The organism is Amycolatopsis sulphurea (assembly GCF_002564045.1).
GTDB lineage: Bacteria > Actinomycetota > Actinomycetes > Mycobacteriales > Pseudonocardiaceae > Amycolatopsis > Amycolatopsis sulphurea.
Genome location: NZ_PDJK01000002.1, coordinates 2367317 through 2382432, shown reverse-complemented (window position 1 = coordinate 2382432; position 15116 = coordinate 2367317). Strand labels below are relative to the sequence as shown.

The 15116-nt window shown below is 70.2% G+C and carries 14 protein-coding genes; 8 read left to right on the top strand and 6 right to left on the bottom strand.

Annotated elements, in window-relative coordinates; genetic code table 11:
- Window positions 1-446: 446 nt before the first annotated feature.
- From ATK36_RS17200 to ATK36_RS17175, 6 genes are all read right to left on the bottom strand, one after another.
- Window positions 447-2267, bottom strand: coding sequence for a phosphoenolpyruvate carboxykinase (GTP) (locus ATK36_RS17200; RefSeq protein ID WP_098512494.1), 1821 nt, complete (start codon window positions 2265-2267; stop codon window positions 447-449).
- Window positions 2268-2615: 348 nt separating this feature from the next.
- Window positions 2616-3299, bottom strand: coding sequence for a hypothetical protein (locus tag ATK36_RS17195; protein ID WP_098512493.1), 684 nt, complete (start codon window positions 3297-3299; stop codon window positions 2616-2618).
- 127 nt (window positions 3300-3426) lie between these two features.
- Window positions 3427-5253: a dynamin family protein gene (locus ATK36_RS17190; protein ID WP_098512492.1), complete on the bottom strand. Its 1827-nt coding sequence runs from the start codon at window positions 5251-5253 to the stop codon at window positions 3427-3429.
- Entirely contained in the window at window positions 5250-5600 is a 351-nt protein-coding gene (gene grpE / locus ATK36_RS17185) for a nucleotide exchange factor GrpE (RefSeq protein ID WP_098514951.1), read from the bottom strand. Before grpE ends, ATK36_RS17190 begins: the two co-directional genes overlap by 4 nt.
- 157 nt (window positions 5601-5757) lie before the next feature.
- Complete coding sequence (locus ATK36_RS17180; RefSeq protein WP_098512491.1) at window positions 5758-6351, bottom strand: hypothetical protein; 594 nt, start codon at window positions 6349-6351, stop codon at window positions 5758-5760.
- Between the two features lie 31 nt (window positions 6352-6382).
- Entirely contained in the window at window positions 6383-7927 is a 1545-nt protein-coding gene (locus ATK36_RS17175) for a dynamin family protein (protein WP_098512490.1), read from the bottom strand.
- Between the two features lie 149 nt (window positions 7928-8076).
- Here ATK36_RS17175 and ATK36_RS17170 point away from each other — a divergent pair, with 149 nt between their 5' ends.
- The 8 genes from ATK36_RS17170 (at window position 8077) to trmB (ending at window position 15104) form a co-directional block, all read left to right on the top strand.
- Complete coding sequence (locus ATK36_RS17170; protein WP_423682916.1) at window positions 8077-9288, top strand: sensor histidine kinase; 1212 nt, start codon at window positions 8077-8079, stop codon at window positions 9286-9288.
- Window positions 9285-9941: a response regulator gene (locus ATK36_RS17165; protein ID WP_098512488.1), complete on the top strand. Its 657-nt coding sequence runs from the start codon at window positions 9285-9287 to the stop codon at window positions 9939-9941. Before ATK36_RS17170 ends, ATK36_RS17165 begins: the two co-directional genes overlap by 4 nt.
- Before the next feature lie 227 nt (window positions 9942-10168).
- Window positions 10169-11092, top strand: coding sequence for an ABC transporter ATP-binding protein (locus ATK36_RS17160; protein WP_098512487.1), 924 nt, complete (start codon window positions 10169-10171; stop codon window positions 11090-11092).
- 23 nt (window positions 11093-11115) lie between these two features.
- Window positions 11116-11838 carry an ABC transporter permease gene (locus ATK36_RS17155; protein WP_098512486.1) on the top strand — a complete coding sequence of 241 codons (723 nt, stop codon included), beginning with the start codon at window positions 11116-11118 and terminating at the stop codon, window positions 11836-11838.
- A 153-nt stretch (window positions 11839-11991) separates the two neighbouring features.
- Window positions 11992-12900 carry an ABC transporter ATP-binding protein gene (locus tag ATK36_RS17150; RefSeq protein WP_098512485.1) on the top strand — a complete coding sequence of 303 codons (909 nt, stop codon included), beginning with the start codon at window positions 11992-11994 and terminating at the stop codon, window positions 12898-12900.
- A complete protein-coding gene (locus ATK36_RS17145; RefSeq protein ID WP_098512484.1) occupies window positions 12897-13640 on the top strand; it encodes a hypothetical protein in 744 nt (247 codons plus the stop codon). Before ATK36_RS17150 ends, ATK36_RS17145 begins: the two co-directional genes overlap by 4 nt.
- Before the next feature lie 241 nt (window positions 13641-13881).
- Entirely contained in the window at window positions 13882-14376 is a 495-nt protein-coding gene (locus ATK36_RS17140) for a hypothetical protein (RefSeq protein ID WP_245915372.1), read from the top strand.
- A gap of 20 nt (window positions 14377-14396) precedes the next feature.
- On the top strand, window positions 14397-15104 hold the full coding sequence (gene trmB / locus ATK36_RS17135; RefSeq protein ID WP_098514950.1) for a tRNA (guanosine(46)-N7)-methyltransferase TrmB: 708 nt from the start codon (window positions 14397-14399) through the stop codon (window positions 15102-15104).
- Window positions 15105-15116: the final 12 nt, after the last annotated feature.

The following is a 15116-nucleotide window of genomic DNA, read 5'->3' as shown; positions in this document are numbered from 1 at the left end:
CACCACCCGCCGCCGGTCCGCCCGGGTGAAGTCCAGCCAGGTCAGCTCGGCCGGTTCGGCCCAGACGAACCCGCGCCGCAGCAGGCTCCGCCAGCCCACCGCGCAGCACAGCAGGATCAGCCCTCGCACCGCCGGGAAGTCCACAGCGGACTGTCCTAAAAGGACTCCATGCCAGGCGTCGGTGCGGAAGAACGCGGGCCGGCAATGGCGGGGACTTGCCGAGGTGATCGGCCACCCCCAGTACGTCGTAGCCCAGCTCCTCAGCGCGGCGGCACTTGGCCACCCAGTCCGCACGCGTCCCGGGCAGCGTCATGGTGACGCCGAACCGGAAAGCCCGCGAACGCGAAATCGTCATACGTAGTGCGGCGGATTTCCGACGTTCCGGGAAAGCGAAAGGGACGTTCGCACCGCCGTGGTACGAACGTCCCTTTCGGACACTCCGGGACTCAGCCCAGCCGATGGGCCAGCGCGTCCAGCTCGTCGCGCAGCGAGGCAGGCACCTGGCCGATCTTCGCGAACCACTCCTCGATCAGCGGCAGCTCGGCCCGCCACTCCTCGGGGTTCACGGCCAGCGCGGCCTCGATATCCGCGACCGGCTCGGACAGGCCATCGGTGTCCAGGTCGGCCGCGGCGGGCACGTAGCCGATCGGCGTCTCGGTGGCGTTGCCCTTGCCCTCCACGCGATCGAGCACCCACTTGAGCACGCGCGAGTTCTCGCCGAAGCCCGGCCACAGGAACCGGCCGTCGTCGCCGCGGCGGAACCAGTTGACGTAGAAGATCTTCGGCAGCTTGTTCGCGTCGGCGTTCTTGCCCAGGTCCAGCCAGTGCTTGAAGTAGTCACCGGCGTGGTAGCCGAGGAACGGCAGCATCGCCATCGGGTCGCGGCGCACGTTGCCGACCGCGCCGGCCGCCGCGGCGGTGGTCTCCGAGGACATGGTGGCGCCCATGAACACGCCGTGCTGCCAGTCGCGGGCCTCGTTCACCAGCGGCACGGTGGTCTTGCGCCGTCCGCCGAACAGGATCGCCGAGATCGGCACGCCCTGCGGGTCGTCCCACTCCGGGGCGAGGATCGGGCACTGCGACATCGGCGTGCAGTAGCGCGAGTTCGGGTGCGCGGCCTTCTCTTCGGACTCCGGCGTCCAGTCCTGGTGCTTCCACGAAGTGAGGTGCGCGGGCTTGTTCTCCATGCCCTCCCACCAGATGTCCCCGTCGTCGGTGAGAGCGACGTTGGTGAAGACCGTGTTGCCCTGCTCGATGGTGCGCATGGCGTTCGGGTTGGTGTGGTAGTCGGTACCCGGCGCGACGCCGAAGAAACCGAACTCCGGGTTCACCGCGTAGAGCCGGCCGTCCTCGCCGAACCGCATCCAGGCGATGTCGTCGCCGAGGGTTTCCGCGCGCCAGCCCGGAATGGTCGGCTGCAGCATGGCGAGGTTGGTCTTGCCGCAGGCGCTCGGGAACGCCGCCGCGACGTAGTGGACCTTCTCCTCCGGCGAGATCAGCTTGAGGATCAGCATGTGCTCGGCCAGCCAGCCCTCGTCCCTGGCCATCACCGAGGCGATCCGCAACGAGTAACACTTCTTGCCCAGCAAGGAGTTTCCGCCGTAGCCGGAGCCGTAGCTCCAGATCGCGCGCTCCTCCGGGAAGTGCGAGATGTACTTGGTCTCACTGCACGGCCAGGCGACGTCCTGCTCGCCCGGCTGCAGCGGCGCGCCGACGGAGTGCAGCGCGGGCACGAACTCGCGCTCGCTGCCGTCCGGCGCGATGAACTTGTCCAGCGCCGCCTTGCCCGCGCGGGTCATCACCCGCATCGAGGCCACCACGTACGCGAAATCGGTGATCTCCAAGCCCAGCTTGGGATTCTCGTCGCCGAGCGGCCCCATGCAGAACGGGATCACGTACATCGTGCGACCACGCATGCACCCGCGGTACAGCTCGGTCATGGTGGCCTTCATCTCGGCCGGGGCCATCCAGTTGTTCGTCGGGCCGGCTTCCTCCTCCCGCTTCGAGCAGATGAAGGTGCGGTCCTCGACGCGCGCGACGTCGCCGGGGTCGGACGTGGCCCAGTAGGAGTTCGGCTTGGCCTTCAGCCGCACGAAGGTGCCGGCCTCGACCAGGCCTTCGTTGATCCGGGCGGCCTCTTCGTCGGACCCGTCGACCCACACCACGCGGTCCGGGGTGGTCAGCTCGGCGACCTCCCGGACCCAGGACAGCACGCCGGTGTGCGTCGTCGGCGCGTTGTCCAGCCCGGGAATGGCGACTGCGGTCATCTCTACTCCTGACTCCGACGACAAAAGAGCCCACACCACGAACGACGGGGTTCTTGGTGCGGGCTTCGTTGCCGGCGACCGAATGGCTTCGCACACCGGCGGCGAACCGGTGTACGAGTTTTGGGATTCCCCGACTGTAGCCGGATGACCGGCAGGTAACCGAGAGCTGACCTGTCGGTTCTCTCACAAGAACGATAAGGGAATCGATTCAGTTTCACCGGAACGGTCCAGCGCCGGAAATCCTCCTGACGGGGCGCCGCATTCGGGCGCACCGCCCGTCCGCCGATACGACGAAGGGCCCGGCGAGTGCCGGGCCCTTCGACTGTGACGCAGGTTACTTACGACGGCTCAGTTGGGACTGATCCACTGACCGGTGCCGGAGTCGATCCGCGCGACGCCGTTGAGCAGCTGGGTGCCCTCGCCGCCCCAGGCCGCGTCGGCCGCCGGGTCGAACGCCCGGTCCGGCGGGCCGGAGGTCTCGCTCCACTGGCCGGGGCCGGTGTGCTCGTAGGTGCTGGTGGAGCCGTCCGAGCCGATCTCGACCGCGACGTCCGCCGCACCGTCGCCATCGGTGTCGGTGAACGCGATGGTGCCGCCGGACTTCGTTTCCACGACCACGGTGTCGTTATGCCCGTCGTGGTCGGTGTCGATGGACGCGGCGCCGGCATCGACCCCGCCGCCGGGCAGATCGGCGTGGATGTGCCCGCCGGCCGAGGTGTTCTGCGCCGGTGCATCGGTGCCGCCGGAGTGGCCACCGGATTCCACCCACGAACCGCTGGCCTCGTCGTAGACCGCCTGGTCCTGTACCTGGCCGCTCGCGCCGAGCACCTCGTACCGGTCGGCGACCCCGTCGTGATCGGTGTCCAGGAAGGCCTGTGCCGTCCCGTCGCCGTGCTCCACGACGGCGGTGTCGGCCACACCGTCGTGGTCCGCGTCGTAGTTGACCTCGGCCTGGTACTCCTGTCCTTCGACGTGCACGGTCATGGCTTCGGGCCCGTTGGCGTCGCTGCCGCCGCTCTCGTCGACCCACATGGGTGGTGCCCCCTTTTGGTACGGCCGGGTCTGCGCTGTATCGATCGGTGAGACTCACCGTAGGCCGGTTCGGTTCCCGTCCACAAGCCGATCAGTGCCCAGGCCGGTCCGGTCCCGTCTCAGCCGATCATGCTCGGTCCCGGAGCGCGCGGATGCGGGTGAGCAGCGCCTCGGCCCTGGCGTGACCTTCGGTGATCTCCCGGAGGCGTTTGGCCACGATCGCGATCTTCTTCGCCCGTTCCTGCGCGCCCATCTTGATCGTCTGATCGACCTGCTTCAGCTCCGCCTCGATGGCCCCGATCCGGCGGCCCATCGCGTCGTCCAAGGCCAGGGACAGCTGCTGTTCGGCCTCGATGAGCTGCTCGGCGACCAGTTGATCGAGCGTGGCGCGGGCGTCCGCGATGGCCTCGACCAGCCACTGCTTCAGATGCTGCTTGTCCGCGGCCTGCTTTCGGGTGCGGGCCATCCACCAGCCGGCGCCGAGGCCGATCACGATCGTCGCGGGCAGCACCACCGGGTTCAGCAGGGCGACCCCGGCCAGCGGCAGTGCGGCCAGCTTGCCCGCGCCGACGCCGCCGGAAATGCCCATGAACACCAGCAGTTTGTCCTCGGCCGTCGGCGGCTTCTTGTCCGGCGGGCGCAGGACCACCGGCGGGCCGCCCGCCCTGGCGAACTGACCGCGGATCACGTCCAGTTCCCCGGCGGAGAACAGCTCCGCGAGCGCGACGTTCGTGACTTGGTTCAGCCGTTGGGAAAGCAGCATCGAAACGCGTTGCGACGTGGTCTGCAGCGCGATGTCCACGTCTTGCGGCACCGCGGCCAGATCTTCGCGCTTCGCGGCGTCGATGCGCTGCCTGAAGTGTGCCTGGGCCTCGCGCATCTCCCGGCTGCTTTCGTGCCCGATCTCGACGCGGGTGCGCTGGATCTCCCCACGCAGCCGCAGCTGCCAGCCCCGGGTGGACGTGCGCCGGTCGGACTGCAGCCGGTCCCGGCGTGCACGCAGCTGTCCGGCCTCGGCCTCGCCCGCGGACAGCGCCCGGCTTTCCGCCTGTAGCCCGGCTTTCAGCTCCGCCAGCACGCTGGAGAGCGCCCGCAGCGTGTTGGCCTCGGTGAGCATCATCGACCGGCCGACCAGCAGCTCCTGCAGGGCCACCTGCAGCGCGGCGATCCCGGACTGCTCCCGCAGCATCGCGGCGACCTGCTCGTTCGGCGCCTTCGCCGCGGTCTCGAACACGCGCACCGAAACCGGATGGAACACCGCGCCGGCGAACCGCGGCGCGTGCTCGGCCAGCAGACGGCGGTCCGCTTCGAGGATCTCCCGCCAGCCACGGAACGCGTCGGTCTTCGCCAGCACGAAGACGACGGTCTCCACACGATCCGCGACGTCGCGCAGGAACTGCAGCTCGGTGCTCGTGAACGGTGCCGATGCGTCGACCACGAACACCAGCGCGGTCGCCTCCGCGGCGGCTTCACGCGCCAGCGTGCCGTGCCGCGAATCGAGACCGCCGACGCCTGGGGTGTCCACCAGCGTCAGCCGCTCCAGCAGCGGGATCGGACCGGACACCTCGACGTAGCGCGGCGGAAGCTGACCGGGCGGCAGCTCGTGCGCCGCGGACACCCAGTCCACCAGCTGCCCGAGGTCGAACGGCACGGACGGATGCTGCCCGGGGTAGCAGGCCCGCGCACCCCACTGCGCCGCATGCTCGAAGACCAGGTACGTCGCGGTCGCCACGTCCGCGTCCACCGGGGACAGCCCCGGACTCGCCAGCAGGGCGTTGACCAGCGAACTCTTGCCTCGGTTGGTCTCGCCGACGACCACCACCGACGGCTTGACCGACCGGGTCCGGCGCACGTCGGCGACCCACTGCGCGAGCGCCGGATCGGCCTCGCGGACCACCTCCAGCAGCTGCTCGCGCGCGGCCTGGACCTGCGCAGGCAGCGCCGGTGCTGTCACAGCGCCCGCTTCGCGTAGACCGTGACGACCGGCGCGCGCAGCAGCCGCTCCTGGTCGGCGAACCCGGTCACCTCGGTCTCCGCGACGACGCCTTCGAGGGCCGGGTCGTCGGTGGCCACCGCACCGCCCGCCTCGTGACGGGCTGGGTCGAACCGTTCACCGTCCGGCCGGAGTGCCCGCACCCCGATCGCGGCCAGCCCGTCTTCGAGCCGCTGCGCCACCCCGTTGCTGCGGGCGCGATCGAGCGCATAGAGACACAGCTGGATGAGGGCCTGCCGGTCGGCCAGCGCACGATCCAGCTCACCGGCAGTAGCTAAGAGATCCACACCGGGCTCCGACGCGACCATCGCGTGCCCGGTTCCTTCGGCCTCCGCGATGATCCGCGCAAGGTCCGCGGCCGCGATCTCGCCGGTCGGTGCTTCGCTCTCGCCGAGTCCCGTCACGGCTCGCCCCCGTTCGTCACCGGAGATTCCACCAGCCGCCGGGGCCGCTCCGCCACCCGCCTCAGGCGAGGCTCCGGATCAGCGTGCGCATGGCCTGTTCCAGCGCGGGCACGTCCTCGGCGAGCCGGGACGACACCAGCAGCTGTTCCTCCGCGGTGCGCAGCCAGACCCGGCCGGCCACCGGGATTTCCAGTACCGACAACCGGAACGGCCGCGCCCGGCGGCCGAGTTCCAGCTCGGTTTCGCGGACCAGCTGGCCAAGCCGGTCACCGGCGACGATCTGACGGCGGTGGAAGGCGGCCGGACGGCGGGCGTCGGCGAAATGCCGGGCCGCGGCCTGGGCGAAGTGCTGCGCGGCAAGGTCGATCGCGGAACCGTCACCGGGGGACGGGATGCCGCGGCGGCGCGGGACCCGGCTCTCCCCGCGGCAGCGGAGGGCTTCCAGCAGGCCGTTCCACCAGCCGGGCCAGCCCGCCTGCACCGACGCCCGGTCGAGCGCGGGTGGCACATGCACGGGGACCGCCGGCTCCACCGGCGGCAGCAACTGCCCTTCGGCGACCGGGAGCGCGAGCACGTCCCGCAGGTACAGCGCCAGGTCGATGCCTTGATCGCTGCCCCAGTACACCCGCCACGAAGTGGTGTCCCCCAGCCGCACGAAACCCAGCCTACGCGTCCGGCGGGGATCCTCACTGCTCGCGGATTTGCTGCCAGATCAGGAAATAGGCCCGGTGCACGACGTGTGCCACCCGGCTCTGCGCGGGGGTGGCCCCGAACGAGGCGAACGACCGCCACCAGCCCGCGCGCTCCAGTGCGTGCGCGGCCAGCTCCGGGCGGCTCGCCCCGGGCAGGCCGAGCTGGTCGCCGAGTTCGGCGTTGCTGCCGACCCGGAGCACCTCTTCGGCCAGGTCCTCGGGCATCTCCACGGCACCGGAGGCGACCAGCGTCAACGCCTCCAGCAGGCGCAGCTGGTGTGCCTCGGGACGAGCCAGCAGCACTTCGATCGCGTCGTGCACGCGCTGGCGTTCGGCCGGGTCGCCGGAGGCGTGCGCGAGGGCGGTCACCGAGGCGAGCGCGGCCGCGGCCTTGATGCCGTCGGCACGCGCGGCGAACACCACCGCCAGCCGGTGGCGCACCGCGTCGAGGCCGGAGAAGTCGAGCAGCCGGCGCCGCAAGGCGCCCGCGGTCAGCTCCGGATCGGCCCGGATCTGGGCCACCGCACTGCGGATACCGAACAGGTCCAGCTTCTCCAGCAACCGGAGCCGGACCCCGGCGGGTACCTCGCATTCCCAGCCGGTGAACAGGTCCGCGGCCACCAGCATGGTCTCCAGCACGTCCTCGTCGAGCCCGGCCAGCTGCCGCAACGCCTCCGCGTCGACCGAGGTGAACCCGCCGGACTCGACGGACTCGGCGATCAGGCCGATCACCGGCAGCACGTCCGCGACCCGCGGCTTGAGCGTGCTCGCCTGCTTCTGCGCGAGCAGCTGCGCGGCCTTCCACACGTCCCCACCGGCCCCGGCGACGGTCTCCGCGACGATCGTGTCCGCCTTGTTCAGCACCGCGATCGCGTTCACCGGGCCTGCCTCCCGGCTTGCCGTCGCGGCGGTGAAGGCGGCGAGCGCCTGCTGGTCGTCCGCGCGCACGCCCTGGGTCACCACGTACAGCACGGCCTCGGCGCCGGCCACCGCGTTGCGCGAGGTGTCGTCGAGATCGTCGGAACCATCGTCGAGGTCCGCGGCGCCGAGCAGCTGCTCGGTGCGCGAGACCGAGGCCGCGTCGAGCGAGCCGAGGCCCGGGGTGTCGATCACCGTCATGTCCTGGAGCACCGCGTTGGTCAGGTACGCCTCCAGGTGCGAGACCTCGGCGATGTCCACGCCGAGTTCGGCCGGGATCGAACCGTCCGCGGCAAACGGGAGCACCTGCTTGCGGCCGTCGGCGAACACCACCTCGACCCGGTCGACGGTGCCGTACTGGAACCGGGTGACCAGCCGCGTGCACTCCCCGACGTCGGTGGGCGCGACCCGGCGCCCGATCAGCGCGTTGACCAGCGTTGATTTACCCGATTTGATCCGCCCGGCGACGGCCACCTGCAAGGGCGCGCCGAGCCTGCGCAGCACCTCGCCGAAGCCGGCCGCGGTCCGGGGTGAGACCTGCGACTGCAACCGGCGGCACAGCGCGGCCACCGAATCCGACAGCGGTCCCGCGAGCCGACCCTGCCCCGCCGCTGCCGTCACCGTCCGTGTCCTTCCGGCTCGTGTTCCTGCCCGCGGACGAATCGTGCCATGCCGGTCATCCTCCGGTCGCATCGAAGGTGCTACCCGGGAGCGACGCAACCCGGCCGTACACGACCTACTGTTGAAAGGTGCGACGGCTGAGTCTGTGGATGCGTGCCCACCCGATGGCCGGGGACACGCTGATCGCGGTGCTCCTCGGCTTCGTCGACCTGGTGCTCTTCCTCGGCAACGCCGCTTTCCCGGACGTCGACACCACGCCGATGCCGCCCTGGTACGTCACAGTGCCGATCGACATCGCGGTCGTCGCGCCGCTGGCCTTCCGCCGCAAGCGTCCGATTCTCGCGGCCTACCTCGTCTACGCCGTTTCCGTGGCGCACAGCACGCTGGGACTCGGTATCTCCGGCGTCGTGGCGCTCGGGCTGAGCCTCTACTCGATCCTGGTCTACGTCGGGCGCAAGCAGGGGTTGCTCTACGTGGGCGCGCTCGTACTGATGAACGCGGTGACCGCACTGGCCGACCCCGCGGAGCGGGCTCTGCCGAACATCATGTTCATCTTCTTCGGCCTCGCGCTGTTCTGGACCCTCGGCGAGTTCATGGGCGCCCGCCGCGCCTATCACCGGGAGGTCGAGGTCCGGTTGCATCTGCTGGAGACCGAACGCGACCAGGCCGCCCGGATCGCGGTGGCCGAGGAACGCGGCCGGATCGCCCGGGAACTGCACGACGTGGTCGCGCATTCGGTGAGCGTGATGGTGGTGCAGGCGGACGGCGCGAAGCTCTCGCTGGCGGGCAATCCGGAGCTGGCCGGGCGGGCGCTGCAGACGATCTCCGAGACCGGCCGCGGCGCGCTCGGCGAACTGCGGCGGCTGCTCGACGTGCTGCGCGGTGATCAGGGCGAGGGCGAGCCCCGGGTGCCGCAGCCGGACGCGAACGCGGTGTCCGAACTGGTCGCGCGGATCCGCACGGCCGGCGTGCCGACCAGCCTCGAACTCGACGAGGACCTCGGCGCCCTGCCCGCCGGGGTGTCACTGGGGATTTACCGGATCGTGCAGGAATCGCTCACCAACACGCTCAAGCACGCCGGGGTCGGCGCGCGGGCCACCGTGCGGGTGCACCGCGACCGCGACCGCGTCGAGGTGCTGGTCCGGGACGACGGCGCGGGCCAGGCTCGCCAGCTGGTGGAGGTCACCACCGCGACCACCGCGGCGAAGAGTGGCGCGCCGAGGTTGCAGGTACCCGGCGGCAACGGGCTGATCGGGATGAGGGAGAGGGCGAACGTGTACGGCGGAACTCTGGAAGCCGGGCCGGCCCCGGGGGGCGGCTGGCAGGTTCACGCAGTGTTTCCGGCTAGGTTGGACTCATGATCCGGGTAGTGATCGTCGACGATCAGGAATTGATGCGGGTCGGGTTCCGGATGGTGCTCGGCGCGCAGGCCGATCTCGACGTGGTCGGCGAAGCAGGCGACGGCGCGCAGGCCGTGCGGATGGCCGCCGACCTGCGGCCGGACGTGGTGCTGATGGACGTACGCATGCCGGTGCTCGACGGGGTCGAGGCGACCAAGCAGATCACCGCCGCGGGCACCGCACGCGTGCTGGTGATGACCACCTTCGATCTGGACGAATACGTGTACGCGGCGCTGCAAGGCGGTGCGTCCGGCTTTCTGCTCAAGGACACCCAGCCCGACCATCTGGTGTCCGCGCTGCGTTCGGTCGCTGCGGGGGACGCCGTGGTGTCCCCGTCGGTCACCCGGCGGCTGCTGGACCGCTTCGTCGGCTCCGGTGGCGCCCCGGCCCGCGACGCGGGCGAACTCGACGTGCTGACCGAGCGTGAGCGCGAAGTGCTCGTGCTGATCGCGAAGGGCATGTCGAATCTGGAGATCGCGGAGTCGTTGTTCCTGTCCGAGGCCACGGTGAAGACCCACGTCGGCCGGATCCTGGCGAAGCTGGATCTGCGGGACCGGGTACAGGCGGTGGTGCTCGCCTACGAGACCGGGCTCGCCCGCCCCGGCCTGGACTGACCCGGCCGAAGAGTCCACTTCGTACTCTCGTCGTTCCACTTCGGACTGTCGCGATCACTCGCGGTGAACTCGGGGTCACCTCAGGGTTTTCCCTGAGGTGACCCCCGCCGAGTAACCCGTTTGTGTACTACTCAGGTCGTGCCGCGGATTCGAACCGCAGGATGACGCGCGCGCCGGTTTGCTCCGTCACCATGTGACAGGTCAGTGACCGCACCAAGGGAGCAAGGATGATCGAGGCAACGGGTCTCACCAAGCGTTATGGGAACGCCCTGGCGGTGAACAGCCTTTCGTTCACCGTGCCATCCGGAGAGGTCACCGGCTTCCTCGGGCCGAACGGGGCGGGCAAGTCCACCACCATGCGGATGATGCTGGGGCTGGACAGCCCCACCGCGGGTGAAGTCCGCATCGGCGGCAAGCTCTACCACGAGCTCAAGCACCCGCTGCGCACCATCGGCGCACTGCTCGACGCGAAGTGGGTGCACCCCAACCGCTCCGCCCGCGGGCACCTGCGGTGGATGGCCCAGTCCAACGGGATCCCCAGGCGCCGGGTGGACGAGGCACTCGATCTGGTCGGGCTCACCTCGGTCGCGGACAAGCGCGCGGGCGGGTTCTCGCTCGGCATGTCCCAGCGGCTGGGCATCGCCGCGGCCCTGCTCGGCGACCCGGAAGTGCTGCTGTTCGACGAGCCGGTGAACGGCCTCGACCCGGAGGGCATCCTCTGGATCCGGCAGTTCATGCACCGGCTGGCCGGCGAGGGACGCACCGTGTTCGTCTCCAGCCACCTGCTCTCCGAGATGGCGCTCACCGCCACCCAGCTTGTGGTGATCGGCAAGGGAGAGCTCATCTCCCAATCGTCCACAGAGGAATTCGTGGCGCGCGCCTCGGACAACACGGTGAAGGTGCGCTCGCCGCAGCTGCCCACCCTGGCGCAGCACCTGGCCCAGGCCGGCGCGCAGGTCACCGACGCGGGCGACGCGCTCATCGTGTCCGGATTGGACAGTGCCAGGATCGGCGAGCTCGCCGGCGCCGCGGGGCTCGTGCTGCACGAGCTGAGCCCACAGACCGGATCGCTGGAGCAGGCCTTCATGCAGATCACCGGCGACTCCGTCGAGTACCACACCGGGCCGGCCGAGCCCGCCCCCGCGCACTGACCACCACGGATCGGAAGAGAATCATGAATCTGCTTGCGGTCGAACGCATCAAGCTCTTCACCACCCGCGCGCCGTTGTGGGGCGGCCTCCTCACCATCCTGGTCACCAGCGGCTTCGGCATCATGTACGTCGCCAGCAACGCGGGCCACACTGATTACCTCTCCGTCACCAGCAGCACGCGCGGGTACGAGTTCGGCGCCGCGGTGGCCATGGTGGTGGCCGCGCTGTCGATCACCACGGAATACCGCTTCGGCACCATCCGCACCGCCTTCCAGGCCGTGCCCAACCGGACCTCGGTGCTGCTGGCCAAGGCCGGCGTGGTCGGGCTGCTGGGGCTGGTGCTCGGCGAGATCAGCGGCTTCGCCGCCTGGGGGGTCAGTTACCTCCTGGAGCCCACCGGCAAGATGGCGCTGACCACCTCGGCGGACTGGATCAACGTCACCGGTGGCGGAGTGTTCTTCGGACTGGCCGCGGTGATCGCGCTCAGCGTCGGCGCGTTGATCCGGCACAGTGCCGGCGCGCTTTCGCTGGTGCTGCTCTGGGCGCTGATGGGCGAGCGTCTGATCAGCTTGGTCAGCGACGGAATCTACCGCTGGCTGCCGTTCCACGTCATGGAAAACTTCCTGACGCCCCGCCCGGACAGCGGAGTCTCCCTCTCGCAGGGCGGATCGCTGGCCTACTTCGCCGGGTTCGCGGTACTGATGCTGATGATCTCGATCGTCGTCGTGAACAAACGCGACGCGTAACGACCCACAGGGAAGGTTTCGCCGGGGCCGAGTGGGACCGGACTCGGCGAGACCAATGGGGAAAAAGGGGAAGAAAGAACAATCCGGGTCGCCTTTCGGGGGCGGCCCGGATTTTTCGTCCCGGTAGAGTTCGCCCGGCGAGAGGGGGCGAACGTGCTCGAAGCGACCGGACTCGGCAAGTCCTACGGCGGCACCGTCGCGGTGCGCGATCTGACGTTCACCGCGTGTCCCGGGCGGGTCACCGGATTCCTCGGCCCGAACGGCGCGGGCAAGTCCACCACCATGCGGCTGCTGCTCGGCCTGGACACCCCGGACACCGGCACCGCGCTCATCGAGGGCAGGCCGTACCGGCAGCTGGATGATCCACTCCGGACGGTCGGTGCGCTGCTGGACCCGGCCTGGCGGCATCCGGGCCGGACCGCGCGGGCACACCTGCGCTGGCTGGCCGCGGCCAACGGGCTGCCCGGCCGCCGGGCCGAGGAGGTACTGGCGCTGGTCGGGCTGTCTTCGGTGGCGGGCAAGCGCGCCGGGCAGTTCTCCCTCGGCATGCTGCAGCGGCTGGGCATCGCCACGGCGCTGCTGGGCGACCCGCGCGTGCTGCTGTTCGACGAGCCGGTGAACGGGCTCGACCCGGAGGGCGTGCACTGGGTACGCGGGCTGCTGCGGACGCTGGCCGAGCAAGGCCGGACCGTGTTCGTGTCCAGCCATCTGCTGCCGGAGATGGAACAGACCGCGCAGGATCTGGTGGTGATCGGCCGCGGCCGGTTGATCCACGAAGGCACGATGGCCGAGTTCCTGGCCAAGGCCGGACCGCGCGGGGTCCGCGTGCGCACGCCGGACGAGGCGGCCCTGCGCACCGCGCTGACCGAGCGGGGTGCGGTGTTCACCGAGGAGCCCGGCGGGTTTCATGTGTCCGAAATGGACAGTTCAGCGGTCGGCGAGCTGGCGTTCACCGCGGGGGTCACCCTGCACGAGCTGGCCCCGGTGACCGGTTCGCTGGAACAGGCGTACCTGGAACTGACCGGGCAGGCCACCGAGTATCCGAGCGGAGGTGCCCGGTGAACGTCCTGCGGGCGGAACGGATCAAGCTCTTCAGTACCCGCGCGCCGTGGTGGTGTGCGGCGCTTTCGGTGCTCGCGCCGATCGGGTTCACCGCGCTGTTCTTCGGGCTCTCCGGTGCCGAGGTGACCGCCAACGTCGCGAACACCCAGCTTGCCGCGAGCGCCGGCCGGACTGTCGCACTGGTACTCGCGGTGCTCGCCGCGACCTCCGATGCGAACTGGGGCACGCTGAAACTCACCTTCCTCGCAGTGCCGGCGCGAGTGCCCGCGCTGCTGGCGAAGGGCACCGTGGTGGGTTCGCTGTGCGCCGTGCTCGGGCTCGCCGCCGGCACCGGGTCGTGGGGGCTGGCGCAGCTGGTCCGGCCGGACGCCGATCTCGCCCTGCACACCGCGGCCGACTGGCGGCTGGTGTTCGGGCAGGCGATCACCTTCGCACTTACCGGAATATTCGGCGTCGGCGTGGGATTGTTGTTGCGCAGCACCGCGTTCTCCCTGGCACTGGTGCTGGTGTGGACCCAGCTGGTGGAAGGACTGGTGCTGCTGATTCCCCGGATCGGCGAGGATGTCTACCAGTGGATGCCGTTCTACGCGGCAGCGCAGTTCGCCGGTGGGGATTTCACCAGAACCACCCTGAAACTGTCGGCCCCTCTCGGACCGTGGGCCTATCTCGCGTATTTCGCGGCGATCTGCGCGGCGCTGTTCTCGGCCGGGGTGTACACCGCGAACCGGCGCGACGCGTGAATCTGCACGTGCGGACGCGCTTGTACATCAGGCAAACGGATTAAGACCACGTTAAGCGGGTGTGGCTTCCCTCACAGCGAGCGGACATACTGCTCAGGTGGCCTGTTTATTCGAAGGCAGAGCGCACTCGATGTACACAGCTCACCGGAGGTGAACCTTGACGGTGGACGCTGGTCAAGATCTCGTCAGCGCCATTCCGGCGGCCCGCGGTGCGGCGGCGCCCCGGCCCCGGCTCGAACCGATGCTGGACCTCGAATGGTCCCAGGCAATCGAATTGCCCCGGTTCGCGTTGCCGGCCACGCGCCCGGGTGACCTGCGCCAGGCGTGGGTGCACCGCGCCGCCGAAGACGCCGTGCTCACGCTGTACCACCGGGCCGCCCGGTCCGACGAGCAGCTGCCCGCCCCGTGGTGGCTGCGCGCGGTGGCGAGCGGGCGGCTGGAATCCCGCGCGCTCGGCTTCCGCATCGAAGATCGCGTCGCCCAGTTGCTCAGCCGCAGGCCGGGCTGGGAGTTCGTGCCGTGGGCCGCGGACGGCGAATCGGGCTACTGGGAGTTCATGCCCTCCGAACGCGGCCGGTCCGGCCATTCGATCCCGACCACGGTACTCAACACCGATCGGCACGACGGCTGGATCGACGTGCTGCCCGCGCATTCCGCGGGTACCCCGCCGCCGATCGCGGTGGCCGGGGTGGCCGGTCTGCGGGCCCGGCTCGGGGAGTTCGAAGCGGTGCGGTGACCCGCCCGTATCTTGTCCGGGTGGAGAACGAGCACCAGCCACGGCTGCGCAGCGTGGTCAGTTACGTCAAACGCGGCGGGCGGATGACCGTCGGGCAGCAGCGGGCATGGGAGGAGCACTGGCCACGGCTGGGCCGCACGGTCGCCGACCTGCCCGCCGGACCGGTCGACTTCCCCGCGTGGTTCGGCCGCGAAGCACCGGTGCTGCTGGAGATCGGCTCCGGGATGGGGGAGACCACCTCGCAGCTGGCCGCCGCCGCGCCGGAGCTGAACTACCTGGCCGCCGAGGTCTACGACCCCGGTCTCGGCCAGCTGATGCTGCGGGCGGAGAAGCTCGGCGTCACGAACCTGCGGCTGATGCACGGGGACGCGGTGGTCCTGCTGACCGAGCACGTCGCACCCGGCGCGCTCGCCGGCGTGCGGCTGTTCTTCCCCGATCCGTGGCCGAAGAAGAAGCACCACAAGCGACGGATCGTGCAACCGGAGTTCGTCGCGCTGGTGGCTTCGCGGCTGGCCCCCGGCGGGACCTTCCACCTCGCCACCGACTGGGAGCACTACGCGGAGCAGATGCTCGCGGTGTGCTCCGCGGAACCGGCCCTGCGCAACCGTTACGCCGGCGAGCCGGGCGGCTGGGCACCACGCCCGCCGTGGCGGCCGGTCACGAAGTTCGAGCAGCGCGCCGACGTCGAAGGCCGCGTCTCGCACGACCTGATCTTCGAACGGATCTGACGGGACAGCAGT

Bases quoted from the DNA above. Each gene is read 5' to 3' on its own strand.
- ATK36_RS17195 (WP_098512493.1), bottom strand. From the start codon at position 3,299: ATGTGGGTCGACGAGAGCGGCGGCAGCGACGCCAACGGGCCCGAAGCC.
- ATK36_RS17140 (WP_245915372.1), top strand. From the start codon at position 13,882: ATGCTGGACCTCGAATGGTCCCAGGCAATCGAATTGCCCCGGTTCGCG.
- ATK36_RS17200 (WP_098512494.1), bottom strand. From the start codon at position 2,267: ATGACCGCAGTCGCCATTCCCGGGCTGGACAACGCGCCGACGACGCAC.
- ATK36_RS17170 (WP_423682916.1), top strand. From the start codon at position 8,077: ATGCGTGCCCACCCGATGGCCGGGGACACGCTGATCGCGGTGCTCCTC.
- ATK36_RS17165 (WP_098512488.1), top strand. From the start codon at position 9,285: ATGATCCGGGTAGTGATCGTCGACGATCAGGAATTGATGCGGGTCGGG.
- ATK36_RS17160 (WP_098512487.1), top strand. From the start codon at position 10,169: ATGATCGAGGCAACGGGTCTCACCAAGCGTTATGGGAACGCCCTGGCG.
- ATK36_RS17155 (WP_098512486.1), top strand. From the start codon at position 11,116: ATGAATCTGCTTGCGGTCGAACGCATCAAGCTCTTCACCACCCGCGCG.
- grpE (WP_098514951.1), bottom strand. From the start codon at position 5,600: ATGGTCGCGTCGGAGCCCGGTGTGGATCTCTTAGCTACTGCCGGTGAG.